Origin of the sequence: Sphingomonas sp. Leaf198 (assembly GCF_001424005.1) — a bacterium.
Lineage (GTDB): Bacteria > Pseudomonadota > Alphaproteobacteria > Sphingomonadales > Sphingomonadaceae > Sphingomonas.
In genome coordinates this window covers 619,472-644,187 of the sequence record NZ_LMPX01000001.1, presented here as the reverse complement: position 1 = coordinate 644,187, position 24,716 = coordinate 619,472, and the positions used below count along the sequence as shown (strand labels likewise).

Annotated in this window: 26 protein-coding genes and 2 tRNA genes; 5 read left to right on the top strand and 23 right to left on the bottom strand. The window is 66.3% G+C overall.

Going from position 1 to position 24,716, the window contains the following annotated elements; genetic code table 11:
* The first annotated feature begins 58 nt into the window (after window positions 1–58).
* From ASG20_RS02940 to fdhD, 3 genes are read left to right on the top strand one after another with little or no spacing between them, the layout of a single operon-like run.
* On the top strand, window positions 59–2,347 hold the full coding sequence (locus ASG20_RS02940) for an FdhF/YdeP family oxidoreductase (protein WP_056050344.1): 2,289 nt from the start codon (window positions 59–61) through the stop codon (window positions 2,345–2,347).
* Window positions 2,344–2,859, top strand: a complete 516-nt coding sequence (mobA, locus tag ASG20_RS02935) for a molybdenum cofactor guanylyltransferase (protein WP_056048268.1) — start codon at window positions 2,344–2,346, stop codon at window positions 2,857–2,859. Before ASG20_RS02940 ends, mobA begins: the two co-directional genes overlap by 4 nt.
* Window positions 2,856–3,647, top strand: coding sequence for a formate dehydrogenase accessory sulfurtransferase FdhD (gene fdhD / locus ASG20_RS02930; RefSeq protein WP_056048265.1), 792 nt, complete (start codon window positions 2,856–2,858; stop codon window positions 3,645–3,647). Before mobA ends, fdhD begins: the two co-directional genes overlap by 4 nt.
* A gap of 29 nt (window positions 3,648–3,676) precedes the next feature.
* Here the strand turns inward: fdhD and ASG20_RS02925 are convergent, their stop codons facing one another.
* The 6 genes from ASG20_RS02925 to ASG20_RS02900 all read right to left on the bottom strand — a co-directional run bounded on the left by ASG20_RS02925 (window position 3,677) and on the right by ASG20_RS02900 (window position 10,278).
* Window positions 3,677–4,465 (bottom strand): formate/nitrite transporter family protein, encoded by a 789-nt coding sequence (locus ASG20_RS02925; RefSeq protein ID WP_056048262.1) that lies wholly within the window; start codon window positions 4,463–4,465, stop codon window positions 3,677–3,679.
* On the bottom strand, window positions 4,462–6,834 hold the full coding sequence (locus tag ASG20_RS02920) for an FdhF/YdeP family oxidoreductase (RefSeq protein ID WP_056048260.1): 2,373 nt from the start codon (window positions 6,832–6,834) through the stop codon (window positions 4,462–4,464). The genes ASG20_RS02925 and ASG20_RS02920 overlap by 4 nt, the downstream gene beginning before the upstream one ends.
* Before the next feature lie 180 nt (window positions 6,835–7,014).
* A tRNA-Met gene (locus ASG20_RS02915) sits at window positions 7,015–7,091 on the bottom strand.
* A 66-nt stretch (window positions 7,092–7,157) separates the two neighbouring features.
* Window positions 7,158–7,676 carry a 2'-5' RNA ligase family protein gene (locus ASG20_RS02910; RefSeq protein WP_056048256.1) on the bottom strand — a complete coding sequence of 173 codons (519 nt, stop codon included), beginning with the start codon at window positions 7,674–7,676 and terminating at the stop codon, window positions 7,158–7,160.
* A complete protein-coding gene (locus ASG20_RS02905; protein ID WP_056050343.1) occupies window positions 7,676–9,574 on the bottom strand; it encodes a potassium transporter Kup in 1,899 nt (632 codons plus the stop codon). Before ASG20_RS02905 ends, ASG20_RS02910 begins: the two co-directional genes overlap by 1 nt.
* Before the next feature lie 263 nt (window positions 9,575–9,837).
* The gene (locus ASG20_RS02900; protein WP_056048254.1) at window positions 9,838–10,278 is read right to left on the bottom strand and encodes an Lrp/AsnC family transcriptional regulator; all 441 of its coding nucleotides are present in this window, start codon (window positions 10,276–10,278) and stop codon (window positions 9,838–9,840) included.
* Between the two features lie 127 nt (window positions 10,279–10,405).
* Between ASG20_RS02900 and ald the strand changes: the two genes are divergently transcribed.
* Together ald and ASG20_RS02890 are read left to right on the top strand one after the other, a co-directional pair.
* On the top strand, window positions 10,406–11,512 hold the full coding sequence (ald, locus tag ASG20_RS02895; protein WP_056048250.1) for an alanine dehydrogenase: 1,107 nt from the start codon (window positions 10,406–10,408) through the stop codon (window positions 11,510–11,512).
* A gap of 51 nt (window positions 11,513–11,563) precedes the next feature.
* Complete coding sequence (locus ASG20_RS02890) at window positions 11,564–11,782, top strand: DUF3072 domain-containing protein (protein WP_056048247.1); 219 nt, start codon at window positions 11,564–11,566, stop codon at window positions 11,780–11,782.
* A 112-nt stretch (window positions 11,783–11,894) separates the two neighbouring features.
* Here ASG20_RS02890 and ASG20_RS02885 read toward each other — a convergent pair whose 3' ends face one another.
* The 17 genes from ASG20_RS02885 to gspF form a co-directional block, all read right to left on the bottom strand.
* Window positions 11,895–12,539 carry a tetratricopeptide repeat protein gene (locus ASG20_RS02885; RefSeq protein WP_056048245.1) on the bottom strand — a complete coding sequence of 215 codons (645 nt, stop codon included), beginning with the start codon at window positions 12,537–12,539 and terminating at the stop codon, window positions 11,895–11,897.
* A complete protein-coding gene (locus tag ASG20_RS02880) occupies window positions 12,539–12,922 on the bottom strand; it encodes a cytochrome c-type biogenesis protein (RefSeq protein ID WP_056050341.1) in 384 nt (127 codons plus the stop codon). Before ASG20_RS02880 ends, ASG20_RS02885 begins: the two co-directional genes overlap by 1 nt.
* Window positions 12,923–13,056: 134 nt before the next feature.
* Window positions 13,057–13,584 (bottom strand): DsbE family thiol:disulfide interchange protein, encoded by a 528-nt coding sequence (locus tag ASG20_RS02875; protein WP_056050339.1) that lies wholly within the window; start codon window positions 13,582–13,584, stop codon window positions 13,057–13,059.
* Entirely contained in the window at window positions 13,581–15,494 is a 1,914-nt protein-coding gene (locus ASG20_RS02870; RefSeq protein WP_056048242.1) for a heme lyase CcmF/NrfE family subunit, read from the bottom strand. Before ASG20_RS02870 ends, ASG20_RS02875 begins: the two co-directional genes overlap by 4 nt.
* Complete coding sequence (gene ccmE, locus ASG20_RS02865; protein WP_056048238.1) at window positions 15,491–15,937, bottom strand: cytochrome c maturation protein CcmE; 447 nt, start codon at window positions 15,935–15,937, stop codon at window positions 15,491–15,493. The genes ASG20_RS02870 and ccmE overlap by 4 nt, the downstream gene beginning before the upstream one ends.
* 97 nt (window positions 15,938–16,034) lie before the next feature.
* On the bottom strand, window positions 16,035–16,760 hold the full coding sequence (ccmC, locus tag ASG20_RS02860; protein WP_056048235.1) for a heme ABC transporter permease CcmC: 726 nt from the start codon (window positions 16,758–16,760) through the stop codon (window positions 16,035–16,037).
* A 176-nt stretch (window positions 16,761–16,936) separates the two neighbouring features.
* Entirely contained in the window at window positions 16,937–17,986 is a 1,050-nt protein-coding gene (locus ASG20_RS02855) for a Leu/Phe/Val dehydrogenase (protein ID WP_056048231.1), read from the bottom strand.
* Window positions 17,987–18,097: 111 nt separating this feature from the next.
* Window positions 18,098–18,174, bottom strand: a tRNA-His gene (locus ASG20_RS02850).
* Between the two features lie 66 nt (window positions 18,175–18,240).
* Complete coding sequence (gene gspN / locus ASG20_RS02845; RefSeq protein WP_056048228.1) at window positions 18,241–18,966, bottom strand: type II secretion system protein N; 726 nt, start codon at window positions 18,964–18,966, stop codon at window positions 18,241–18,243.
* Complete coding sequence (gene gspM / locus ASG20_RS02840) at window positions 18,963–19,439, bottom strand: type II secretion system protein GspM (protein WP_056048226.1); 477 nt, start codon at window positions 19,437–19,439, stop codon at window positions 18,963–18,965. Before gspM ends, gspN begins: the two co-directional genes overlap by 4 nt.
* Window positions 19,436–20,521: a type II secretion system protein GspL gene (gspL, locus tag ASG20_RS02835; protein ID WP_056048223.1), complete on the bottom strand. Its 1,086-nt coding sequence runs from the start codon at window positions 20,519–20,521 to the stop codon at window positions 19,436–19,438. Before gspL ends, gspM begins: the two co-directional genes overlap by 4 nt.
* The gene (gspK, locus tag ASG20_RS02830) at window positions 20,518–21,516 is read right to left on the bottom strand and encodes a type II secretion system minor pseudopilin GspK (protein ID WP_236698733.1); all 999 of its coding nucleotides are present in this window, start codon (window positions 21,514–21,516) and stop codon (window positions 20,518–20,520) included. Before gspK ends, gspL begins: the two co-directional genes overlap by 4 nt.
* Window positions 21,503–22,189, bottom strand: coding sequence for a type II secretion system minor pseudopilin GspJ (gspJ, locus tag ASG20_RS02825; RefSeq protein WP_231420324.1), 687 nt, complete (start codon window positions 22,187–22,189; stop codon window positions 21,503–21,505). The genes gspK and gspJ overlap by 14 nt, the downstream gene beginning before the upstream one ends.
* Window positions 22,186–22,557 (bottom strand): type II secretion system minor pseudopilin GspI, encoded by a 372-nt coding sequence (gspI, locus tag ASG20_RS02820; RefSeq protein WP_056048222.1) that lies wholly within the window; start codon window positions 22,555–22,557, stop codon window positions 22,186–22,188. The genes gspJ and gspI overlap by 4 nt, the downstream gene beginning before the upstream one ends.
* Window positions 22,547–23,032, bottom strand: a complete 486-nt coding sequence (locus ASG20_RS02815; RefSeq protein WP_269083202.1) for a GspH/FimT family pseudopilin — start codon at window positions 23,030–23,032, stop codon at window positions 22,547–22,549. The genes gspI and ASG20_RS02815 overlap by 11 nt, the downstream gene beginning before the upstream one ends.
* Window positions 23,033–23,036: 4 nt before the next feature.
* Window positions 23,037–23,477, bottom strand: a complete 441-nt coding sequence (gspG, locus tag ASG20_RS02810) for a type II secretion system major pseudopilin GspG (protein ID WP_082470807.1) — start codon at window positions 23,475–23,477, stop codon at window positions 23,037–23,039.
* 8 nt (window positions 23,478–23,485) lie between these two features.
* Window positions 23,486–24,712 (bottom strand): type II secretion system inner membrane protein GspF, encoded by a 1,227-nt coding sequence (gspF, locus tag ASG20_RS02805; protein WP_056048216.1) that lies wholly within the window; start codon window positions 24,710–24,712, stop codon window positions 23,486–23,488.
* Between the last annotated feature and the right edge of the window lie 4 nt (window positions 24,713–24,716).

Below are 24,716 nucleotides of genomic sequence, written 5' to 3'. Positions count from 1 at the left end.
TGTGCCGCCTGCATCGAAAGCTTTGCCACTGCGTTGGACGATAAAAGCGGAGATGAGCATGAGCGACGACCGGACCGTAGAGATCGAGGATTACACCGCACCAGCAGGCGGCTGGGGCTCGATGAAGTCACTCGTTGAGATTTCCGCGCGCGAGAAGGTCGGCCCGGAAGTGATCCGCGAACTGGCCCGGCAGAACAAGCCGGATGGGTTCGCTTGCGTCAGTTGCGCGTGGGGGAAGCCCGCGCATCCGCATGTCGCGGAGTTCTGCGAGAACGGCGCCAAGGCGACGGCGTGGGAGCTGACCTCGTTCCGCGTGACGCCTGCGTTCTTCGAGCAGCATACGGTCAGCGAGCTGATCGGCTGGAAGGATTACGATCTCGAACAGGCCGGCCGCCTGACGCATCCGCTGAAATATGATGCGAACACCGACAAATACGCGGCGTGCAGCTGGGACGAGGCGTTTGCCGGTATCGGTGCGAAGCTAAAGACCTATGATCCGACCAAGGTCATCTTCTACGCATCGGGCCGCGCCAGCCTCGAGACGTCGTACATGTATAGTTTGCTCGCGCGGATGTATGGCAGCCAGAACCTGCCCGACAGCTCGAACATGTGCCACGAGACGACCTCGGTCGGGCTGAAGTCGGCGATCGGTTCGGCGGTCGGCACGATCCACCTGTCGGACTATGAGAAGTGCGACGCGATCTTCTACTTCGGGCAGAACCCCGGGGTGAACAGCCCGCGGTTCCTGCATCCGCTGCGCGATTGTGCGAAGCGCGGCGTCGAGATCGTCGTGTTCAACCCGCTCAAGGAGCGCGGGCTGGAGAAATTCCAGGATCCGCAGAACCCGATCGAGATGGTAACGGGCAAGTCGACGCCGATCGCCTCGCAATACCATCAGCTCAAGACCGGCGGCGACGTCGGCGCGATCATGGGGATGTGCAAATATTTGATCGAGGCCGACGACAACGCCAAGCGGATTAATGGCCTCCCCGTGCTCGATCATGCGTTTCTTGCCGAGCACACGACCGGGTTCGAGGCGTTCGCCGAGGTCGCGCGTGCGACCGAATGGGCAACGATCGAGCATGAGAGCGGCCTGCCCCGCACCGAGATCGAGGCGGCGGCGAAGGTCTATGCCAAGTCGAAGGCAGTGATAGCAGTCTACGGCATGGGGCTGACGCAACATGTCGGCGGAATCGACAATGTGCACATGGTCGTCAATTTGATGCTGCTGCGCGGCAACATCGGCAAACCGGGCGCGGGCATGGGGCCGGTCCGTGGGCACTCGAACGTCCAGGGGCAGCGTACCGTCGGCATTACCGAGAAGCCCGAACTAGCCCCGCTCGACAAGCTTGCCGAGCAATATGGGTTCGAGCCGCCGCGCGAGAAGGGCTGGGATACGGTCGAGGCGTGCGAAGCGGTGCTCGACGGCAGCGCGCAGGCGTTCGTCGGGCTTGGTGGCAATTTCGTGCGGGCGATCCCGGATCATGCTCGGATGGAGCCGAAATGGCGTGCGCTCGACCTGACGGTGCACATCGCGACCAAGCTCAATCGCTCGCACCTGCTGCCGGGCGAGACGTCTTACCTGCTCCCCTGCCTCGGCCGGATCGAGACGGACATGCAGGGCACCGGGCCGCAGAGCGTGTCGATCGAGGATTCGTTCAGCCAGATCTACGGTTCGAAGGGCAAGGCGACGCCGGCGTCCGAGACGTTGCTCTCCGAGCCTGCGATCGTCGCGGGAATCGCCAAGGCCACGCTCGCGCCCAATCCGAAGCTCGATTGGGATGCGTGGGTGCGTGATTACGCGCGCGTTCGCGATGCGATCGAGGTGACGTATCCGGATCTGTTCAAGAACTTCAACGACCAGATGTTCACGCCGGGTGGGTTCTGGAAGGGCGTGCCCGCGGCGCACCGCGAGTGGAAGACGAAGAGCGGCAAGGCGGAGATCAACGTCCCGCAGGCGCTGAACGTGACCGGGTTCGAGGAGGCGGAGGGCCGCTTCCGCCTCATGACGCTGCGGTCGAACGACCAGTTCAACACGACCGTCTATGGCTATCACGACCGCTTCCGCGGCGTGAAGGGCACGCGCGACATCGTGTTCATGAACCGCAGCGACATGATCCGGATGGGGATCACCGATGGCGACGACGTCGATCTGGTCGGTGACGCGGGCGACAATTCGGACCGCCGCCTGAACAAGCTCCGCGTGGTCGAATATGCGATCCCCGAGGGCTGCCTCGGTGCCTATTACCCCGAAAGCAATCTGCTCATACCGGTCGCCCACCATGCTCGCGAAAGCCATGTTCCGGCAGCGAAATCGGTGCCGGTTCGGATTGAGAAGACGCGCTGACCGAGCAGCGTATTCTCGGCGTCGTACTGGCGGGCGGGCGGTCATCGCGCTTCGGGTCCGACAAGGCGATGGCAGTGTTGGATGGGCGCGTGCTAGCCGAGCATGCGCGGGCGCTGCTTTTGCCTCATGTCGAGACCGCGGTGATCGCGGGACGCGATGGGGCGATCCCTGACCTACCGAGGGCGGATGTTGGGCCATTGGGGGGCATCGCCGGCGCGCTCGGTTTTGCGGCCTCGCACGGGTTCACGTCGGTGTTGACGATCGCGTGCGACATGCCGTGGCTGCCGGACGGGTTGCTGACGGCGCTGTCCCGACGTGCTTCTGCCTATTGCCCGGACGCTCCGGTGCTCGGGCATTGGGAGACGGGATTGCTTGGCAATTTGCTGACCCATATCGAGACCGTGCCGCGACGCTCGGTGCGCGGTTGGGCGGAAGCGATCGGGGCTATCCCGATCCCGGCGGGTGCGCCTATCCCGAACGTCAATACGCCGCAGGACCTCGATATCTTATGACCACGTCGCGCAACCAAGCGATCAAGATCCTGCGGCCTGATTCGATTACCGCGGGCGAACGCGCCATTGCGGTCGAAGTCCCGGTCGCGATCGAGATCGACGGGCTTGGCTATGCGGTGATGATGATGACGCCCGCCGACCTGGCCGAATTTACGACCGGCTTCTTGCTGACCGAGCGGCTGGCGGACAGCGCCGACGACGTGCGCGACATCGATATCTTCGAGGCGGAGGCGGGCTGGATCGTTCGCGTCGGGCTTTCCGATCGCTGCAAGGGCCGTATTCACGACCGCGTCCGCCACCGAACCAGCGATACGAGTTGCGGGCTGTGCGGCATCTCGGGGCTCGAACAACTCCGCAAACCGGTCCCGAGGACACCGCCAAAGCCCGATACGCCTGTGGACGCACTGTTCGCGGCGCTGGGTGGGTTACGCGCTCACCAGCCTCTGAACGCGGCTACGGGCACGATCCATGCCGCCGCCGCCTGCGACCGCGAGGGTCGAATCGTTGCGGCGTATGAGGACGTCGGCCGTCACAATGCGCTGGACAAGCTCGTCGGCGGCATCGCGATCACGGGGCAGCCGATCGACGGGTTCATCCTGGTCACGTCGCGGATCAGTTTCGAGATGGTCGACAAGGCGCTGATCGCCGGTGCGCCGATGCTGGTGGGCATCTCCGCACCGACCAGCCTGGCGATCGATCATGCGCGCGAGCACGGCCTGACGCTGCTCGCGCTGGCGCGCAGCGATGCGATTCTGGTGGTCAACGATCCATGGAAGATCTTCGACTAGCCCCAGACGGTGCGGCTAGTCGAAGTGCCTCACTTGATGGCCTGCACCACATCGGTTCTGGCCGCGGCGAGATAGCCACCGACGACGAACACGAGCCCGCCGATGATGTTGCCGAGGCTGACGATCGCGAGATTGCGGATCATCCCGTAAATATCGATCGACGAATGGGGCACGAGCAGCCCCAGCGTCAACGCGGTCATGTTGGCGACCGAATGCTCGAACCCGGCGGCAACGAACGCCAGCAGGATCCAGGCCATGCCGATGCACTTGGCGGCGTCGCCGGTCATGCGTGCGGCTGTCCAGATCGCCAAGCAGACGAGCCAGTTGCACAGGATCGCGCGTGCCAGCAGCGCGGTCGCGTCGACCGACACCTTGTGCTGAACGTAGGCGTGGAACATCGTGTCGGCGTTCGCATAGATCGCCCCGCCGCCGCCCGCCGCGAAGATGAACGACAGGATCACGCCGCCAACGAGGTTGCCGATCCAAACGACGACGATCAGCTTCACCGCCTCCGCAATGCTGACGGTGCGCTTTGCCAGGCCGAAGCCGAGATACATCACGTAGCCGGTGAAAAGCTCAGCGCCGGCGAACACCGTCAGGATCAGCCCAAGCCCGAAGGTAGCGCCCATCACCAAGGGTCGCACGCCGGGTTCGAGGCCCGACCCCGTGCTGAGCGCAAGGATCATCGCGATGCCGATGTACGTGCCCGCAAGGATCGCGCCGGCGAAGAACCCGACGGGAGAGCGCCGCAACGCCTCCGCCTTGGTCGCCGCGAGGGTCGCGTAGGTGTCGATCGTCGACGAATACCCGGTGCTCATGCGTCTACTTTACTCTGCTGGCCGACAATCCCGGCACGCACCACGCCGCGATCCGAACCCATATCGGCGGCGGCGGGACGGACGGTCACCGGGATGGATTTATAGGAAGGGGTGAAGCTCTGTGGATCGTGATCCTCGAGCGCGATCAGCGGCTGCGTCTCGGGGTAGTAGGAGGCGACACAGCCATCGGGCAGCGCGTAGCGGACCAGCATCAGCTTCTGCACGACACGGTCGGGCCGGGCGAACTGGAGCGCGGTGGCGATATCGACGACGTCGCCCTCCTTGTGCCCGAGCCGTGCCATGTCGCGCTCGTTCATGAACAGGATGTCGCGGCGCCCGAACACACCGCGGTAGCGATCGTCGAGGCTGTAGACGGTGGTGTTGTACTGGTCGTGCGCGCGAAGCGTGGTGAGCCGCAGTACGGTCGGATCGCCCGCGCTTTCGTCCTCCTCGACGCCCTTGGCGACGATGAAGTTGGCTTTGCCACTGTCCGTGTTCCACTCGCGCATTGCCGCCGAGTTCGGCAGGTGGAAGCCGCCCGGCTTGCGGATCCGCGCGTTGTAGTCGGCAAACGCGGGGAACACCGCCTCGATCTTGTCGCGGATCAGGCTGTAGTCGCCGACATAGGCGTCCCAGTCGATCTCGATCGGCGCGCTGCCTTTCGCGGCGAAGGTCGCCTTGGCGATCTCGCCGACGATCCAGATCTCCGACTTCACGTTGTCGCCCGGCGGCATCAGGAAGCCGCGCGAGGCGTGGACCATCGACATCGAATCCTCGACCGTCACCGATTGCTGGCCGGTCGCCTGCATGTCGAGTTCGGTCCGGCCGAGGCACGGCAGGACGTACGTCGCCTTCGCCATCAGCAACTGCGTGCGATTGAGCTTGGTGGTGATGTGGACCGCGAGGTCAAGGTTGCGAAAGCCTTCCGCGCAGGCCTGCGGATCGGACGACGCGATTGCCAGGTTGCCGCCGAGGCAGACGATCGCCTTGGCATGGCCGTCGCGCATCGCGGCGATGCTCTCGACCACCGAATGGCCGTGCTCGCGGGGCGGCTCGAACCCGAACACGTCGCGCATGTTGTCGAGCAGCAAGGGCATCGGCCGCTCGGTGATGCCGACGGTGCGGTCGCCCTGGACGTTGCTGTGGCCGCGCAGCGGACAGATGCCCGCGCCGGGGCGGCCCATATTGCCGCGCAGGAGAAGCAGGTTCGCGATCTGCTGGACATTGGTCGTGCCGGTGCGATGCTGCGTGACGCCCATGCCGTAGCAGCAGATCGTCGACTTCGACTTCGCATAGGCGAGCGCGACCTCTTCCAGGTCACCGCGGGAAAGGCCGCTGGAGCGTTCGATATCCGCCCATTCGGTGGTGGCGAGGTCGGCGATATACTCGTCGAGCCCCGCGGTATGCTCGGCGATGAACGCGTGATCAAGCGCGCGCTCGGTGCCGGAGACCTTGGCCGCCTCGTCGAGTGCGACGAGCGCCTTGGCGATGCCCTTGAGCGCGGCCGCGTCGCCGCCGACCTTCACCTGGTAATAGCTGCTCGCGATCGGGGTTGCCGACATCGTCGCCATCTCGACCACCGACTGCGGCGATTCGAAGCGTTCGAGCGAGCGTTCCTTGAGCGGGTTGAAGACGATGATCTTGCCACCGCGCTTCGACACCTCGCGCAACGTCGCCATCATCCGCGGGTGGTTGGTGCCGGGGTTGTGGCCGATCGACAGGATCAGGTCGGCGTGATCGAAATCCTCGAGGCTGACGGTGCCCTTGCCGATGCCGATCGACTTCGGGAGCCCGACCGAGGTCGCCTCGTGACACATGTTCGAGCAGTCGGGAAAGTTGTTGGTGCCGTACAACCGCACGAACAGCTGGAACAGGAACGCCGCCTCGTTCGAGCAGCGGCCCGAGGTGTAGAACTCGGCCTGGTTGGGATCGGGGACGGCGGCGAGGCCTGCACCGATCTCGCGCATCGCATCCGCCCAGCCGACGACCTCATAGTGATCGGTCGCGGCGTTGTAGCGGAGCGGCTCGGTGACGCGGCCCTGATCCTCGATCCAGTGATCGCTCTGCTTCCAGATGTCGGACACGCTGTGCGCGGCGAAGAAGTCGGCGCCGATCGTCTTGGCGGTGGATTCCCACGCGACGGCCTTCGCGCCGTTCTCGCAAAATTCGAACGAGGAGGTATGTTTTGGATCAGGCCATGCGCAGCTCGGGCAATCGAAGCCGTCGGGCTGGTTCGACTTGAGCAGCGTCTGGCCGCCGCGCACGACGATCTGCTGCGCCTTGAGCGAGACGGCGACCGCCTTCAGCGCGCCCCAGCCGCCGGCCGGACCCGTATAATCGGCGATCCCATCAGGGCGTTTGTCACGCATGCTCGTCTCTCCCGTAAGGCTGGACCGACGCGAACACCGAATACGCAGCGCGACGCCTGACCATTAACCCATGGCAATAGAACGGCATTTTGCGATTGCGAAGACGAGTTTCCCGCACTTGGTGATCGCTTGCGTATGTCGCGGGAGCTGGACCACGAGCGCCGTGCGCCAGGTCTGAAATGGTAGCGAAGGAGGGACTTGAACCCCCGACCCCAGGATTATGATTCCCGTGCTCTAACCAACTGAGCTACTTCGCCGTACCGTCCGTCAGGGAAGCGTTCTTCCCTGCGAGGCGCGGCCTATAGGAAGCGGTTTCGAGGCGGTCAAGCGAACATGTGCCGGGAAATCGCTTCCCATGGTCCGCCGCGGTACCACCACGCGCCAAGACCGGCGATTTCCACGTCCTTTGGGGTGAAATCGCGCTGAAGATTGGCGAGCAGAAGCTTGGCGACCTGCGGGCTGACCTTGTTCTGGATGGTGACGTGAGGCCGCCACCCGCCGGCGTCCTGCGGGGTGAGCATGCCGGTGAACGCGTCGGCAAGGCGCGCACGGATACCAACCAGTTCTGGGGACTCGATCCGGTAGGCGACACCCCGCCCCAGCGACATCAGCCCACCCACACGCGCCTGTGGGGCACGGATACCCCGCGTTTCCTGATTGAGCCGGTGCTTGAGCTCGTCGAGGCCCGAGGGCGGCAGGTGGTGGAACAGCGTCAGGTGCGCGTCGAGCTGGTTGCGCTCGGGCGGAAAATGCTCGCGGCGCATCGCGTCGAAGAACGCGGTATCCTGGCGGCCGAACAGAGCCGTGACGATGATCGGGGCTGGTCCCGTATCCGTGATCATCAAATCTCGACCTGGCTGCCCAACTCGACGACGCGGTTGGTCGGCAACCGGAAGAACTCCATCGCGCTTTCCGCGTTGCGCAACATCCACGCGAACAGCTTCTCGCGCCAGATCATCATGCCGGGCTTGTCCGACGCGAGCAGCGTCTGGCGTGACAGGAAGAAGCTGGTGTCCATCATCTTGAAGTCCGCGCCGCAATTATGAACCTGGCGCAGCGCGGCGGGCACGTCGGCGTCCTCCATGAAGCCGTAGCGCAGCACGAGGCGGTGGAAGCCATCGCCGAGCTCCTCGCGCACCGCACGGTCGTGCGCGGGCCAGTAGGGCTGCCCGACGATCTTAACGGTCAGCAGGATCACGCGCTCGTGCAGCACCTTGTTGTGCTTGAGGTTGTGGAGCAGCGCGTGCGGCACGCCGTCCGCAGTCGAGGTCATGAACACCGCGGTCCCCGGCACGCGCGACGCCGAACTCGCTGCCGAGCCGATGAACACCTTTATCGGCATCGCCGCTTCGTGCATCCGGTCGATCATCAGCTGCCGCCCCTTCGACCAGGTCGTCAAGAAGGTGAAGATGATGAAGCCGACCAGCAGCGGGAACCAGCCGCCCGCGGGTACCTTGGTCAGGTTGGCCGCGAAATAGGCGCCGTCGACGGTGAAGAAGATCGCCAGCAACGGGATCGCGGCGATCTTCGGCCAGTTCCAGAGGCGGAACAGCACCACCCCGAGCAGGCACGTGTCGATGAACATCGCGCCGGTCACCGCGATTCCGTACGCGCTCGTCAGGTTCGACGAGGTGCGGAAGAACAGCACGAGCAGGATCACCATGACCATCAGCGCGCCGTTGACGAGCGGGATGTAAATCTGGCCGGCGGTCGACGCGCTGGTGTGCTCGATCCGAAGGCGCGGGATGAAGCCGAGCTGGATCGCCTGCTGCGTCACCGAGAACGCACCGGAGATCACCGCCTGCGACGCGATCACCGCGGCCATCGTCGCGAGGATGACGAGCGGGAGCTGGAGGCTTTCGGGGGCGAGGTTGTAGAACGGGCTGACCAGCGCCTCGCGCCCATCGCGGAACAGCAGTGCGCCCTGCCCCATATAATTAAGGATCAGCGCGGGGAGCACGAAGAACAGCCACGACAGGCCGATCGGCTTGCGGCCGAAATGGCCCATGTCCGCGTACAGCGCTTCCGCGCCGGTGACCGCGAGGACGACCGAGCCGAGTGCGAGGAACGCCCGCTCGGGATCGATGATGAAGAACTCGACCGCGTAGTGCGGCGACAGCGCCCAGAGCACGCCGGGGGTCTGGACGATGCTGAGGATACCGAGCACCGCGATGACACTGAAATACACCAGCATGATCGGCCCGAACACGAGCCCGATCCGCGCGGTGCCACTCTTCTGCACCCAGAACAGCGCGATCAGGATCACGATCACGATCGGCAGCACGAGCCCGGCAAAGGCGGGCGCGGCGACAGCGAGGCCTTCGACCGCGGACAGCACCGACACCGCGGGCGTGATCATGCTGTCGCCGTAGAACAGCGCGGTCGCGAACACGCCGAGCAGGATGATACCCTTGCTCCAGCGCTTTGTCTTGGTCTTGCCCGAGACCAAAGCGAGGAGCGCGAGGCTGCCGCCCTCGCCCTTGTTGTCGGCGCGCATGATGATGATGACGTATTTGACCGTCACGACGATCATCATCGACCAGAACATCAGGCTGATGACGCCCATGATGTGCGCCGCGTCGAGCGCGAGCTTGTGGTGGCCGGCGAAGGTCTCGCGGAAGGCGTAGAGCGGGCTGGTGCCGATATCGCCGAAGACGATGCCGATCGCACCAAAGGCGAGCTTCAACATGCCGTCGGAGTTGTGATGCCCCGTCTCGAGATCGAGATTGGCGGGTGGCACGGTCGAAGCCGCGGCGGTCTGGTCGACGCTCACTGGACGGTGAATCGGCCCGGAAGTGCAACAATACTCATCGAATTTCCGATTTCACCCTGTGCCCCAAGCGCGCGCATTTAGCATGCGGGCCGGAAGGCGGCAACGGCGGGGCTGGCAACGTGGATTAACTGGGGCTGATCGGACCCCCTCCGTTCTCCTGCGAACGCAGGAACCCAGGGTCACGGGTGCCATCGTTCTTCACCCTGGATTCCTGCGTTCGCAGGAAAACACTATCGCCTGATCACCTCACGAATGACGAAATGCGACGCCAGCCGTGTTACCCCCGGCAATTGCGACAGCGTCTCGCGGTGGATGCGCTCGAACGTCTCGCCGTGGCGGATCTCGACGTGGAGCATGTAGTCCGCCTCTCCGCTCATCAGGAAGCATTGCACGACCTGCGGACACTCGACGATCTCCGCCTCGAACGCCGCCATCGTCTCCTTCCGCTGATCCCGGAGCGTGACGTTGACGAGCACGATGCTGGGATCGCCCCGCGCAGCCTGCGACAACACAGCACGATAGCCGACAATCGCGCCACTCTCCCGCAACTGCGCGACGCGGCGATGCGCAGCGCTCGCCGAGAGACCTACCGCGTCGCCAAGCTCGGCGCTGGTCAGGTCGGAATTGGCGGCGAGCAGGTCCAGAATCCTGCGTTCGATCGTGATGCTCAAGATTATCCCGTTTCGACGGCAACAGATGCAATCATCTTGCAGATGCGGTATCGCACCGCGACCAGTTTGCGAACCCTTCCCGTCCAAGGCGCGCTAGTATGGCGCAAACGATAATGGAGTGGAATCAATGCGCGTCGGTGTCCCCAAGGAAATCAAGAACCACGAATATCGCGTCGGCCTGACCCCGCCGTCGGTCGCCGAGCTGGTTGCGGCCGGTCACGAGGTCGTCGTCGAGACGCAGGCCGGATCGGGCATCGATTTCGAGGACCAGGACTATGTCGACGCGGGCGCGACGATCCTGCCGACCGCCGCCGCGGTGTTCGCCGGCGCCGACATGATCGTGAAGGTCAAGGAGCCGCAGCCGAGCGAGATCGCGATGCTCGAGCCGCGCCACCTGCTGTTCACCTATCTCCACCTCGCCGCGGACAAGCCGCAGGCCGAGGGGCTGATGAAGTCCGGCGCGACCTGCATCGCGTACGAGACCGTCACCGACAACCGCCGCGGGCTGCCGTTGCTCAAGCCGATGTCGGAAGTTGCAGGCCGCATGTCAGTACAGGTCGGCGCGCATTATCTCGAGAAGGAGCAGGGCGGACGCGGCGTGCTGCTCGGCGGCGTGCCCGGTGTCGCGCCGGCGAAGGTCGCGATTCTCGGTGGCGGCGTCTCGGGCGTCAACGCGGCGCAGATGGCGGTCGGCATGCGCGCCGACGTGACGATCTACGACATCTCGAACGATCGCTTGGCCGAACTCGACATGTTCTTCTCGAGCCAGATCAAGACGGCGTATGCGTCGAAGGCGGCGATCGCGGCAGCGGTGAAGAATGCGCATCTGGTGATCGGCGCGGTGCTGGTGCCGGGGGCCGCTGCGCCGAAGCTGGTCACGCGCGAGATGCTGAAGACGATGAAGCGCGGCTCGGTGCTGGTCGACATCGCGATCGACCAAGGCGGGTGCTTCGAGACGTCGCACGCCACGACGCATGAGGACCCGGTGTTCGAGGTCGACGGCGTGATCCATTACTGCGTCGCCAACATGCCCGGCGCGGTGGCGCGCACCTCCGCGTTCGCGCTGAACAATGCGACGTTGCCGTTCGCCCTGAAGCTCGCCAACCTGGGGGCCGAGGCAGCTATGAAGGCCGACCCTCACCTCGCCAACGGGCTGAACGTCTACAAGGGCAAGATCGCGTACAAGGCGGTCGCCGATGATCTAGGTTTACCTTACGAAGCATGGGCGGGCTGACTCGGGAACGGATACGGAACATGGGTGTTGGACAGGGGAAAGGAATCTCCAATGTCCGACACTCCGAACCCCAAGTCCGAACCGTTCTCGAACGCCGAGAAGGACCCGGACGACTGGACCACCGGCGACGAGAAGATGACCGGTGCGCAGGCGAGCTACCTCAAGACGCTGTCCGAGGAAGCGCATGAGGACTTCGACGATACGCTGACCAAGGCGGATGCGTCGAAGAAGATCGACGAATTGCAGTCGAAGACCGGACGCGGGCAGTAAGGCTTCGTTACAATCACCCTTTTTCTCGTCATCCTGACGAAAGTCAGGATCCAGAGCCAAATAGCTTTACGTTCATGGCTCTGGATCCTGGGTCAAGCCCAGGATGACGGGACTATTTTTGGCTTGCGTTCGGCGCGTCCTGCATGGCTAGGAACCGATCCAGCAAAGCCAGACGCGTAGCGATCTCGCCTCGGTATGAAATATTAGCCGGCGTCAATGCCAGCGCCTTTGCCCAATACGGTCTGGCCGTCGCGAACTCTCCCGCCCGCACATACGCCAGCCCTAAAAAGAACGGCGGAGCAGGATGCTTCGGCGCCAACCGCATCGCCTGCTGGAACGCGAACAGCGCCGGAGGCGAAACTTGGTGGGCATCATGTGCCGCGAGCGCATTGGCGAGCCCCGTCCACATGACCACGCTCTTGGGGGCGATCCTGAGCCCTCCGAGTAAAACTTGCACAGCCGCGCGCCGGTCGCCGATCCGCGTCATCGCATCCGCCGCAACCAGGTACGCCGCCGCCCCCGTATACCGCTCGAGCATCTGGTCGCGCAGTTCGAGCATGGCGCTGTCGTCCGGCGTCGCTGCAAGCCCGGGCGACGCTTCATGGCCGGCGAGCCCCGGCTGCCCCTGCCACGCATACCCCGCCGCACCAAGCATCAGCGCCGCCGCGACCATCGTCCAAAGAACGCGGTTCACCTTCAGCACCGCGAGCAGCGCAAACGCCCCCACCCCGATCGCGGCCAGCCAGAAATACCCCATCAGCGTGTCCTCCGCCGAAAGCTCGACCGCGCGATCCAGCCGCCGATGCCAAGCAGCAGGATCGGCGCCAGCCACAACGGCCACGTCAGAGCGGATAAGGGCGGGTCATAGGTCACGTAGTCGCCGTAGCGCGCGATCAGCCAATCGCGGATCGAGGCAGGCTTTTCGCCACGCTCGATCCGCTCGCGGACGAGCGCGCGCATGTCAGCCGCCATGTCGGCATCGCTGTCGGCGATCGACTGGCCCTGGCACACGAGGCAGCGCAGCGTTTCCATGAGCGCTCGGGCGGACGCTTCCTTCGCAGGGTCAGCGAGTTGCACGTTGGCGTAATGCGCTGGCGGGGTGACCGGCTGGGCGAAGGCCGGCGAGATACAGAGCAACAGCGCCGCAACGACCTCCCCTCCTGCTCGCGGGAGGGGTCGGGGGAGGGCATGACGCGCGCGCGCGGTTGGTGAGCAGGAAGTAGCCCCTCCCCTGCCCCCTCCCGCAAGCGGGAGGGGAACTTGGTTGCGCTCCCTCACCGCGCGTCCTTCACGGCTTGCACGATCTCCGACAAATTCTCAGGCCGGATATCGCCGATGATCTGCTTCACGACGATCCCGCGGCCGTCGATCACGAACGTCTCCGGCACGCCCGAAGAGCCCAGCGCCAACTGCACCTGGCTGGCCCGATCGCTGCCGATCCGCTCGTACGGATCGCCGTTGCGGCGGAGGAAACCGCTAATCGCCGGTGCGGTGTCGCGGATCGCGATCGCATCGATCGGCACGCCCATCGCCTTCAACCGCATCAGTTGGGGCGCCTCGGCAATGCACGGGATGCACCAGCTTGCGAAAACGTTGAGCAACCGCGGCTTGCCTTGCCGGAACGACGCGCTGCTCAAGCCCGGCTTGCCCGGGACCATCGCCGGCAGCGCGAAATCGGGGAGCGGCTTGCCGACCATCGCCGATCGCACCACCTTCTCCGCAGGCCGGAACAGCCCGCTCGCCACCACCGCGAACAACAGCGCGAAGATCGCCAGGGGCGCCCAAAGTGCGAACCGCTTCATGCCCATTCAACCCGTATCGCCGCCCGTCGCTCGCGGAGCACCCGACCGATCAGCGACAGCATCCCGCCCAGCGCGATCAGCACGCCGCCGAACCAGATCAGCGTCACGAACGGCTTCCACCAGAGGCGAAGCTGCCAGCGTCCCTGCCCGTCCGGCTGGCCGAGAACTGTGTAGAGCTGGCCGTCGAGCACCGTCAGGATCGCGGACTCGTTCGTGCTCGTCGGCGGGTTGGCAAAGAAGCGGAGTTGCGGGCGGAGTATGCTCTCGCTGCCACCGCGCGTCGCGGTCAGGCGAGCTTCCAAGGCCGACCAGTTCTCGCCGATTACCGGCGAGATCCCGTCGAGCGTCACGGTGTATGGCCCGACCCGCGCCGGCTCGCCTGCGCGCACCGCGACCAGCGTTTCCTTGGTGAACGCGCTGTCCGACGCCATCCCGGCGAGGCTGACCGCGATGCCGAGATGCGCGATGACCATGCCGTAGGTGAAGAGCGGCGTGCGCCTCAAGTTACGCTTCCACAGAGGCGCGACGCTGGCGACGGAGAGCCCGGCGGCGAGCGACAGTCCGGCCCAGGGGAGCACGCCCGGCCAGACGAACAGGAGTGCGATCGCAGCGACCAGTGTCGCGCCGATCGGCAGCATCATGCGGCGCAGTACCGCCTTCGCATCGTCACGCCGCCATCGCAGCAGCGGCCCGACTGCCATCACGGCAACCAGCAGCAGCGCGATCGGCCCCGCCGCCTTGTTGAAGAACGGCGGGCCGACCGACAGCTGCACGCCGAAGCTCGCCGCGACGATCGGATAGAGCGTGCCGATCAGGACGATCCCGAGGATAACCGACAACAGCAGGTTGTTCGCGACCAGCCCGCCCTCGCGGCTGACCGGATCGAAGGTCGTGCCAGCGCGCACGGTGCCGATCCTCGCGGCGAACAGCGCGAGCGCCCCGCCGATGTAGATTGCGAGCAAGGCCAGGATGAACGCGCCGCGCTCCGGATCGACTGCGAAGGCGTGGACACTCGTCAGGATGCCCGAGCGCACCAAAAAGGTGCCGATCATCGACATCGAGAACGCGACGACCGCTAGCATGATCGTCCACGCGCGCAGGCCGTCGCGCGTCGCGAGCACGGTCACCGAATGGAGCAACGCGGTGGCGGCGAGCCACGGCATCAGCGAGGCGTTCTCGACCGGGTCCCAGAACCACCAGCCGCCCCAGCCGAGCTCATAATAGGCCCAATACGATCCGGCGGTGATGCCGAGCGTCAGGAATATCCACGCGATCAGCACCCAGGGGCGCATCGCCTTGGCGAACGCCGGGCCGACGTCGCGCGTGACGAGCGCACCGACCGCGAACGAGAACGCGACCGAGAGGCCGACATAGCCGGTGTAGAGCGTCGGCGGATGGAACGCCAAGCCGGGGTCCTGCAACAGCGGATTGAGCCCAAGGCCATCGGCGGCAGCCGGATTGAGCCGCGCGAACGGGTTCGAGGAGAACAGCAGGAACGCGTAAAAACCGAGCGCGATCGTCGCCTGTGCGCCGAGCGTGGCGGTGAGCGTGCGTTCGGGCAGCGAGCGCTCGAAGATCGCGACCGCGCCGCCGGCGAGCCCGAGGATCGTCACCCAGAGCAGCATTGAGCCCTCGTGATTTCCCCAGGCACCGGCGAACTTGTAGAGCCACGGCTTGGCCGAATGGCTGTTCTCGACGACCAGCTTCACGGACATGTCGGAGTCGAGGAACAGCTCGATCAGCAGCGCCATCGCCAGCAGTGCGAGCAGTCCCTGGACGATCGCCACCGGCCGGACCGCCGCTGCGACGTCTTCACGGCCGCGTGCGATGCCGATCGCTGCCATCACGAGCTGCAATGCCGCGAGCGCGCCCGCGAACCAGAGCGCGGCTAGGCCTGCTTCGGCGATCATTGCTTGGCGTCCGGTTCGAGCGTCTTGGTCTCGTGCATCTTGCCGGCCATTTGCGGCGGCATGTATTTCTCGTCGTGCTTGGCGAGCAGGTTCGACGCTACGAAGCTGCCGTTGGGCTGGAACTGGCCTTCGGCGACGACGCCCGATTTCTCGCGGAACAGGTTAGGGACGATGCCCGCGAAGACTACCGGCGTGGTCGCCTGTCCGTCGGTGACGACGAACTGCACGGTCACGCCGTCCGCGGCGCGCTTCACCGAGCCACCCTCGACCATCCCACCGAGCCGCACCGCGCGGCCGAGAGGCAAGCCGTCGCGACGCACGTCCGACGGTGCGTAGAAGAACGCCGCCTGGTCCTTCAGCGCCGACAGAGCGAGCAGACCCGCGACCACGACCGCGCCGAGCGCCAGCAGCGCTAGCGTCAGGCGTTGATGCTTGGCCTTCATTTCTCGGCCCTGCGCATCGCGAGGTAGCTCGACAACGCGATGATCGCGCCGCCGCCCAGCGTTACGACATACGCGGCAGTCACGAACGGCCAGGGGTTCATGCTCTCGCCATTCTGCGCATCCGAGCTTCGGATTTCGCAACAGCAAGCATCGTCCGCATCCGCATCAACACGATCCCGGCGAACACGAACGTAAACCCGGCCAGCATGATCGGCAGCGGCCATAGGATAGACCCGTCGATCGTCGATTGCGTGAGACCGATGCTCGGGCCTTGGTGCAGCGTGTTCCACCACACCACTGAGTATCGGATGATCGGCAGCAGCACCGACCCGGCGATCCCGTAGAGCGCCGGCACGCGCCCGTCGCCGCCACGGTCCGCGTCGGCCTTCGCAAGCGCCATGTAGCCGAGGTAGACGAAGAACAGCAGCAGCATCGAGGTCAGCCGGCCATCCCATTGCCACCACGTTCCCCAGGTCGGCCGTCCCCAGATCGAGCCGGTCATGAGACATAGCGCCGCGAACACCGCACCCGGCAGCGCGATCGCACGCGCCGCGACGCTGGCGAGCGGGTGGCGCCAGACGAGAAACATGATGCTGGAGATCGCGATCCCGCTCCACCCGCCCATGCCCAGCCAGGCGGCGGGGACGTGGATGTAGAGGATGCGGACGGTTTCGCCTTGGAGGTAATCGGGCGGGGTCTGGGTGAGGCCCGCCCAGCAGCCGATCGTGATCAGCGCGACGCCGGCCCAGAACAGCGCTGGAGTCAACGTCTTGGCGATCTTCAGGAAGCGCGCTGGGTTTGCGAAGGCGTGTAGGGTGGCCACTGGGGATAGCCATTATGGCAAGTCATCGCGGACTTAAAGCCCTCTCCCCATCGGGGAGAGGGAGGGGCCCGCCGCACTTGCGGTGGGAGGGTGAGGGGAGTGAGGCTCGGACGCTCGCCCCAACAGCCCCTCATCCGGCACTTCGTGCCACCTTCTCCCCGGAGGGGAGAAGGATATCAGCGGCCGATCAAGCCCTTCGCGATGCTGTCCGCGACGTCCGACGAAGGCTCGCCCGAACGATCGCTCTCGTTCCAGACCTCGATCAGCCGCTCGGGGATGCGCGCGATCCGGGCCTTCACCTCGGCCTCGTCGCCGTGACCCAGATACTCCAGCCCGACGTTGATGATCCCGCCTGCGTTAATCACGTAGTCCGGCGCGTACAGGATCCCGCGAGCATGCAGCCGCGCACCGTCCTCGCGGACGCTCAGCTGGTTGTTCGCGCCACCGGCCACGACCTTCGCCTTCAGCGCGGCGATCGACATCTCGGTCAGGATCGCACCGAGTGCGTTCGGGCTGAAGATGTCCGCTTCGGTCGTCAGGATGGCCTCGGCCGCCACCGCGGTCGCGTCGAGCTCAGCCGCCAGCTTCTGCGCCCGGCCCTCGTCGACGTCCGCCAGCGTCAGCACCGCGCCGTCCTTGGCCAGCAACCGCGCAAGGCCGCCGCCGACCGAACCGACGCCCTGGATCGCGACGCGCACGCCCTTCATGTCGGTCGCGCCGAGGCCACGCTGTGCCGCCGCCTTCACGCCGAGATAGATGCCGAGCGCGGTGTACGGCCCCGGATCGCCGCCGGCAGCGCCGCTCGCGACCGGCAGGCCGGAGACGTAGCGCGTCTGGCTGGCGATCACCTTCATGCGGTCTTCGGACATGCCGACGTCCTCGGCGGTCACGTAACGCCCGCCGAGCGAGTCGACCGCGCGACCGAACGCCTCGAGCTGGGCGGTCGTGATGACGTCGCCGGGCTTGGCCGCGAGGACCACGCCCTTGCCGCCGCCGAGCTCCAGGCCCGCCATCGCGTTCTTGAAGCTCATGCCGCGCGACAGGCGCAGCGCGTCGGTCACCGCGCGGCCGTTGTCGGCATAGTGCCAGAAGCGTGCGCCGCCGGCTGCCGGCCCGAGCTTGGTCGAGTGCACCGCGATCACCGCGTGCAGCCCCGATTCGGGATCGGTGAAGGCATGAACGCCCTCGTGGTCGTCGAAATCGGGAAGGTCCCAAACCGCTGTCATCGCCGGCTCCTGAGGAGAATAAAATTACCGGGAGGCGAAATATTATTTTCCAGCCGGTTTTACCAGCCCAAAGCGCTCACGTTGGGGAGGCTCGGAAAAATAATGGGAAAATGGGGCGACCGACGGGACTTGAACCCGCAACATCCGGCATCACAAGCCGACGCTCTAACCAATTGAACTACGACCGCCGCGTAGGCATCGCCCCCTAGCGGGGGTCGCCGGGCGGCGTCAACCGTCGACTTGCCAAAAAGACGTCAAAAACGTCCTTCGATAGCGAGCTTGTATCCGTTCGGGCCGCTCACGAAGCCCGCCTGTTCGAGCTTTTGCAGCGCCAGCGGATCGGACGGACGCAGTGACAGCTCGGCGCGATAGGTCCCTGCCCCTTCGATCCTGAGCGCGATGCTCTCGGTCCCGGCCTGGCTCGCCAGCGGCAACAGCAGCGCCGTGCCGTCGCACCGTGCGGTGCCGCTCACCGACTGCGGCAGCGTGATCCCGCCGACGTCACCCGCCAAGGTTGCGCGGACCCGCCCCTCGGCCGCTTCGCACTGGCCATCGCGGAAGCGGACCGAGACGTCGTCGAGGTCGAGCGCGGAGACGGGCACCGGCGCGAACAGCCGGCCGGTCGCGACCGTGGCGGTCATGTGGTCGACGCCGAAGCCGTGGCGACTGACGCTCGCCGACCCGCGCAACGGTTTGGCCGACACCGATTCGGGACCGGCGAAGACGATCGTCGCGCGGCCGACCAGCAGCGGCAGTGGCGACAGCCGCGCGTGCAGATCGCCGAGCGCGAGATCGCCGAACCGCGCTTCGGTCAGCGTCGCGCCCCAGATCGTCCCCGACACGCGCCGCGCGACCAGCCCCTCGTCGCCGACGCCGACCCAGCCGAGCACTGCCCGCATCGGCAGGAAGACGATCAGCGCGATCAGCAGCATCCCGCCGAACAGCGCCGCGGGTCCGGTCCGCAAACGAATCCGCCTCATGCCGCGCGTGCCTTCAACGTGAGCGCGACGCCGACGGTCTTGTCCCCCTTGTCGGTCATCGCCACCGAATCGACGAGGATGCCGAGACGTTCGAGCCGCGCGAGCCATGCGACCAGCGCCGCGGGGCGCGCCGACTGGATGCCGACCCGTACCCGGCTCGCCCCGTCCTGATCGAGCGAGGCGAGCGCAAAGCCTGCCTGGTCCGCTTCGGCACGCACCGCATCGGCGAGCGTGCCGGTCAGTGGCGTGGCGCGGGTCCGCTGGATTTCACGCAACGTCGCGACTTGCGCGCGCGTCTCGCCGAGCCGGGTGACGGCATCGGCATGACGCTCGCGCGCGCTCGACAGGCCGTCGCCGACCGGGCGGATGATCAGCGCCCAGAGCAACGTCAGCACCGCGAGCGCCGCCATCACGAGCAACAATCGCCGCTCCCGCAGCGAGCGTCCTTCGAACCACGTCTTCAGTCCGGTCATCGTCCGCTCTCCGGGCTGATCGTGAGTTCACCCGTCACACGGCCGGCGGCGGCCTGGAACACGCCCGCGCGGACCGAGAAGCCGGCGGCTTCAAGCGCGCGCTTCAGGTCGGTCGCCAAGGCTTCGCGCTCGACCGCCACCGACAGGCGCAGGTCGCCGTTCGCCTGGAAATCGAGCGCGGTGACTTCGGTACCGGGCGTGGCGCGCACCGCCGCGAAGACTGCCGCGGTCGTGCTGGTGAAGCCTAGCCCCGGTCCCCGCACGCGCGACAGGCGCTCGTCGAGTTGCCGGCTGGCGTCGACGACCGTCTCGCCGCGCGGCAAACCGGTGACCGCCACGGTGTTCGCCTCCGCCTCCAGGGCGTCCGCGCCGAAGCTATACTTCGCGATACGGACGAGCGAGATCGCGAGCGTCACGGCGAGGATCGTCAGCGACAACAGCACGAGCCGGCGGATCAGCCCCCAGTCGATCGCGAACCGTCGCCGCCGCGCGAACGGTCCCTGCCGCAGATCCAGCGGCGGCGACGCGACAGCGGCAACGATCGCTGCCTCCAGCGTATCACGGTCGATCGTCGCGGGCGCAGTGCCACCGGTCACCAACTCCGTCAGTCGCGCCTCGTCAGCGAACCCGCTGGAAGTGCCGCGCACGACACCGCTGCCCCCGAGTTCCGCCCGCGCGTACCCCTCTTCGGGTCGTGGAAGGAGCATCGGCGCGGGAATGACCGCGACGGGATCGACGCCTGCCTCCGCCAGCATCAGCAGCCAGTCGCGCATCGTCGCGACACCCACGACCCCGATCGGTCGTTCGGTCGCGCCTTCGTCCCCGACTGCGACGTGGAGTTCGGCGAGCGGCGACGCACTGGCCTCGCTCGCTAGAATCCGCGCGGCCGCTGTCGCCTGCGCCGCAGACCGCGACGGCAGTTCCGCCCAGTGCAGCGTCACCGCGTCGGCGGGCGCGACCGCGATCGTCTCGTTGTCGATCGCATCGGGGATACCCTCCCCCTCCCCGACCACGCGCGCATCCGCGACACGCATCCAGCGATATCCGGTCTCGCCGGCGGGAAGGAACAGCAAAGTCGTCATGATGGCTCGCCCCATTGCCGCGATACGAGCTGCGCGGGAAGCCGGTTCGCGTCGATCAGTGCACGTTCCTGCATTTGTGTCGTGCCGAGCGTCACGTCGATATCGAGCGTGAACCATTTCGACAGCACCTGCGCGTCCGCGCCGGGCGCGATATTAGCGGCGCCGAGCAACGACGCGCCCTTCTGCATTTCGTCGAACGTGGCGTAGCCCTGCACCGGTCGCCGCAACAGCAGTTGCTGGGCGGCACCGACCGACAGCGTATCGGGATACATCATCGCCAGCAGCACGCTCTGTTCGGGCAGCAGCGTGTTGACGTTGATCGGAGAGGGACTGGCGAAGGGCAGCGTGCAGATCCACGGGCGGATCTTCGTGTAGATCTCAGGCGTCATCCCGGCGATGGCGCGCAGTTCGCTGGGGTCGCTCATCAGCGTGCCGGCGGTGCGGTACGACGGTACGCGACCGAGATATGCGCCGTCCTCGGCCCCCATCGGTGACTGGTCCTGATCGCTGTCGATCCAGTCGGTCGTGCCCGCCGCGACCTGTTCGGCGACCTGCACGGGTACGTCGAGCAGCCGCATCAAGCGGACGAACTGCGGTCGGACTTCGCCGCGCGCGACGTACACGCCCGGTGTCGTCATGGCGACCAGCGAGTTCAGGTTGAAGCAGTTCGCACCGTCGCGGACGCGCGCGGTCGCGAAGCCTCCGGGGACCGGCAGGCCGAACGGGGTGTTGCTCCAGCCGCCGGCCAGCGTGACCCGCGTGGGCTTTGGCGCGAGCAGGTTGGAGACGCGAGTCAGCGCCATCGTCTCCGCCGCGAGCGCATAGGCGCGCGCCTGCTCGCCGGTCGCGGCGTTGCTCGCGAGGCGGGTGGACAGCCGGAGTTTCTCCAGAGCCGCGCCGGCCATCACCGCGATGATCGCGACGAGCATCAGGACGGTGAGCAACGCCGCACCCCGTTCTTGCCCGCGCGGAATGCCGCGATCAGGTGCGCGCACCGGGCGTCTCCCGTCCCGGAGGTGTGCCTGCCGGTGGCGTGGCGGCGGGACCCGTTCCATCGGATGGCGCCGGGATGTAACTGGTGCCGACGAGGAACATCTGGCGGAACTGCGTACCGTCGTCGCGCTGCACGGTGAGTTCCATTGCGTCGGGCAAGGGCCTGCCGCTCGCGCCATCCCAGCGATCGCTCCAGGCGCCCGCGATGCGATAGCGCAGCGCGACCTGCCGGACTTTGGTGAGCAACGCGGCAGGCGGTAGCGGCTGCGCGCCGTCGACCATCGGATAGGCGATCCGCTGGAACACGCCCCCATCGACGCGGTAGGCGACCTTCTGCATGCTGGAGCGCGCCGCACCGTCGATATTACTCCAGCCGGCGCGGACGAGGCGGAGCATCGGCGTGACGCCCGATCCGCTCTCGCCGATGAATGCGGGGACGCTAGTGCCGGCCTCGTCGCGGCTGCCGCGGTTCGATGCCTGGGCGAGATCGGCGGACAGGATCGACATGGTTCGGGTGAGCGCGCTGATGTCGTCGAGCTTCGCGCCGGTCGAACTCTGCGCCTTCACGCTGAACGACAGGATCGCCACGCCGGCGGCGGCGATCATGCCGAAGATCATGAGCGACACCATGACTTCGATGAGCGTGAAGCCGGCCTCGGTTTTCGGAGGCGTCACATCACCATCCGCGGCGCGGGTCGCACCATCGTCAGGCGGCCGAGTTGCGTGCCGGTCCGGTCGGCGACCGCCACGTCGATCCGCAGAACGCTCGATCCGCCGAGTGCGCTGACCTGCCGCGTCCACGTCCAGGGCTGGCCGCCGTTGGTCTCGACGCCGGTGACGCGGCCTGCGGTCGGTGGCTGCGCGCTGGTGACCGCGTCGATCGCGACGTTGCGCGCGACCATCTGCGCGACGAGCGTTTCGTCGAGGATCGAGGCGCCGCGGATCGTCGCGCTCTCCAGACGCACGAGCGCCATCGCCGCAAGGCTGAACACTGCCAGCGCGACCATGATTTCTATAAGGGTAAAGCCGCGCTCAGCCCGCATCGGCTCTTACGCTGCCGTCGGCGTCGATGTGGACCGTTGCCGCCACCCCGCCGCGATCGAGGCGGATCTCCGCCGGCCGGTCTACGAGGCCGGTCGGGTCGAACGTCACGCGCAGGCGGCCACTGGTGTCGCCGATGCTGGCCCTGGTACCTTCGTTCCAGCGTTCGACGCGCATCGGTTTCTCCGCGATCGGCGTCCATCCGCCGGCGAGCCGACGGTCGAAGCCGTACCCGCCGCCGCTGATCCAGACGCTCACCGGACGTGCCTCGACGATCGCCGAATCGTGCGCGGCGCGGGTGCGCAGGGCGAAGCGCGTTGCCTCGTCGAGTACGCGGCCGCGGGGGTCCGGCATGACGAGGACGGCTACCGCGGAGGCCAAGCCGATGATCGTGACGACGACCATCAGCTCGACCAGCGTGAAGCCACTTTCGCGTCTCCGCGAAAGTGTCCCCGCGCAGGCGGGGACCCAGTCCAAGGACTTATTGCCAGCTGCCGATATCGGCATCGATCCCCTCGCCGCCTTCCTTGCCGTCCGCCCCGAAGGTCCAGACGTCGGCCTCGCCGTGCGCGCCGGGCGAAGCATAGAGATACGGGCGCCCCCAGGGATCGTTCGGCAGCTTTTTGAGATACCCGCCACGCTGATAGCGCGACGGATCGGTCAGCCCTGCGGGCGCCGAGATGAGCGCGTTCAGCCCCTGCGTGGTGTTGGGGAAGGTCATGTTCTGGAGCTTGTAGAGCTCCAGCCCGCCCTCGATCTGGGCGATGTCGGCCTTCGCCTTCTGGATGCGCGCGGTATCGCCCGAGGGCAGCACGTTGAGCGCGACGATAGTAGCGAGCAGGCCGATGATCACGATCACGACCATCAGCTCGACGAGGGTAAAGCCGGCCTCGCGGCGCTTCTTTTTATCTTCGGGACGCATGAACAACCTCATTGTCCGGCCAGCGTGTTGAGCTGGAGGATCGGGAGCAGGATGGATAGCACGATCGTCGCGACGATGCCGCCCATCACGACGATGATCAGCGGTTCGAGCAGCGAGAGTGCGGTGGCGGTGAAGCGGTCGAACTCGCGTTCGAGATAGTCCGCCGCGCGCTCGAGCATCTCGTCGAGACGGCCCGCCGCTTCGCCGCTCGCTGCAAGATAGGTCAGCAACGGCGGGAAGACGCCCGCGCGACGCATCGCGGCAGAGAGCGAGCCGCCGCCGCGGATCGCATCGACGATCTGGTCGGAGGCGAGGCGGAGGCGGCGATTATGGATCGTGCTGGCGGTGAGGTTGAGACCGTCGAGCAACGGCAGGCGGCTCGCCACCATCGTGCCGAGCGTGCGCGCCATGCGGGCCGCGTGAAGGTCTCGGATTAGGCGGCCGAGCAGCGGGATACGGAGCAGCCAACCGTCGAACGCGAGCCGCAGCGTCGGGTCCTTCAGAGCCCACCAACCGGCCAGGCCGCCGCCGACGACGATCAGCAGCATCACCCACCAGTATCCGACGAGGAACGCCGAGAACGCCATCACCATCCGCGTGAGCAGCGGGAGTTGCTGGCCCACCGTATCGAACTGCTCGACCACCTGCGGAACAACGAACATCATCAGCGCGGTGACGACACCGAACGCGACGAGCGCGAGGATCGACGGATAGGCGAGCGCGGTGATGAGCTTGCCGCGAATCTCGGCCTGGCGTTCGAGCAGGGCGGCGAGCCGGTCGAGGATGGTCGGCAGCGAGCCCGAGCTTTCGCCGGCCGAGACCATCGCGCGGTAGAGCGGCGGAAAGCTTTTCGGCTCACGCGCCATCGCGTCGGCGAGGCGACGGCCTTCGACCACGCCGGCGTGGACGTGCTGGACTATCGTGCGGACGCTGTCCTGTTCGGTCTGGCGGGTAATCGTGCGGAGCGATTCCTCCAGCGGGGAGACGCGGTTGAGGGTGGCGAGCTGGCGGGTGAAGAGGGTGAGGTTCTTGCCCGACATCTTCGGCGTGCCGAGCTGGAGCCCGAACAGCGGGCGACCCTTCGACGCCTGCGGCGGCGCGCCGGGGGTGATCTTCACGACGTAGAATTTGCGTGCGTCGAGGGTGGCGCGTGCGACGTCGATGTCGGACGCGGCGACGTGGCCGCGGCGTTCGGCGCCTTTGGTGTCGATCGCGATATAGTCGAAGTCTGCCATCATC

Coding starts and splice junctions, on each gene's coding strand:
- ASG20_RS02890 (WP_056048247.1), top strand. CDS start 11,564: ATGTCCGACACTCCGAACCCCAAGTCCGAACCGTTCTCGAACGCCGAG.
- fdhD (WP_056048265.1), top strand. CDS start 2,856: ATGACCACGTCGCGCAACCAAGCGATCAAGATCCTGCGGCCTGATTCG.
- gspI (WP_056048222.1), bottom strand. CDS start 22,557: ATGCGGGCTGAGCGCGGCTTTACCCTTATAGAAATCATGGTCGCGCTG.
- ASG20_RS02885 (WP_056048245.1), bottom strand. CDS start 12,539: ATGGGGTATTTCTGGCTGGCCGCGATCGGGGTGGGGGCGTTTGCGCTG.
- gspM (WP_056048226.1), bottom strand. CDS start 19,439: ATGACCGGACTGAAGACGTGGTTCGAAGGACGCTCGCTGCGGGAGCGG.
- ASG20_RS02925 (WP_056048262.1), bottom strand. CDS start 4,465: ATGAGCACCGGGTATTCGTCGACGATCGACACCTACGCGACCCTCGCG.
- ASG20_RS02855 (WP_056048231.1), bottom strand. CDS start 17,986: ATGACAGCGGTTTGGGACCTTCCCGATTTCGACGACCACGAGGGCGTT.
- ASG20_RS02870 (WP_056048242.1), bottom strand. CDS start 15,494: ATGATCGCCGAAGCAGGCCTAGCCGCGCTCTGGTTCGCGGGCGCGCTC.
- gspN (WP_056048228.1), bottom strand. CDS start 18,966: ATGAGGCGGATTCGTTTGCGGACCGGACCCGCGGCGCTGTTCGGCGGG.
- ASG20_RS02910 (WP_056048256.1), bottom strand. CDS start 7,676: ATGATCACGGATACGGGACCAGCCCCGATCATCGTCACGGCTCTGTTC.
- ASG20_RS02875 (WP_056050339.1), bottom strand. CDS start 13,584: ATGAAGCGGTTCGCACTTTGGGCGCCCCTGGCGATCTTCGCGCTGTTG.
- ASG20_RS02940 (WP_056050344.1), top strand. CDS start 59: ATGAGCGACGACCGGACCGTAGAGATCGAGGATTACACCGCACCAGCA.
- gspF (WP_056048216.1), bottom strand. CDS start 24,712: ATGGCAGACTTCGACTATATCGCGATCGACACCAAAGGCGCCGAACGC.
- ald (WP_056048250.1), top strand. CDS start 10,406: ATGCGCGTCGGTGTCCCCAAGGAAATCAAGAACCACGAATATCGCGTC.
- ASG20_RS02920 (WP_056048260.1), bottom strand. CDS start 6,834: ATGCGTGACAAACGCCCTGATGGGATCGCCGATTATACGGGTCCGGCC.
- ccmE (WP_056048238.1), bottom strand. CDS start 15,937: ATGAAGGCCAAGCATCAACGCCTGACGCTAGCGCTGCTGGCGCTCGGC.
- gspG (WP_082470807.1), bottom strand. CDS start 23,477: ATGCGTCCCGAAGATAAAAAGAAGCGCCGCGAGGCCGGCTTTACCCTC.
- gspL (WP_056048223.1), bottom strand. CDS start 20,521: ATGACGACTTTGCTGTTCCTTCCCGCCGGCGAGACCGGATATCGCTGG.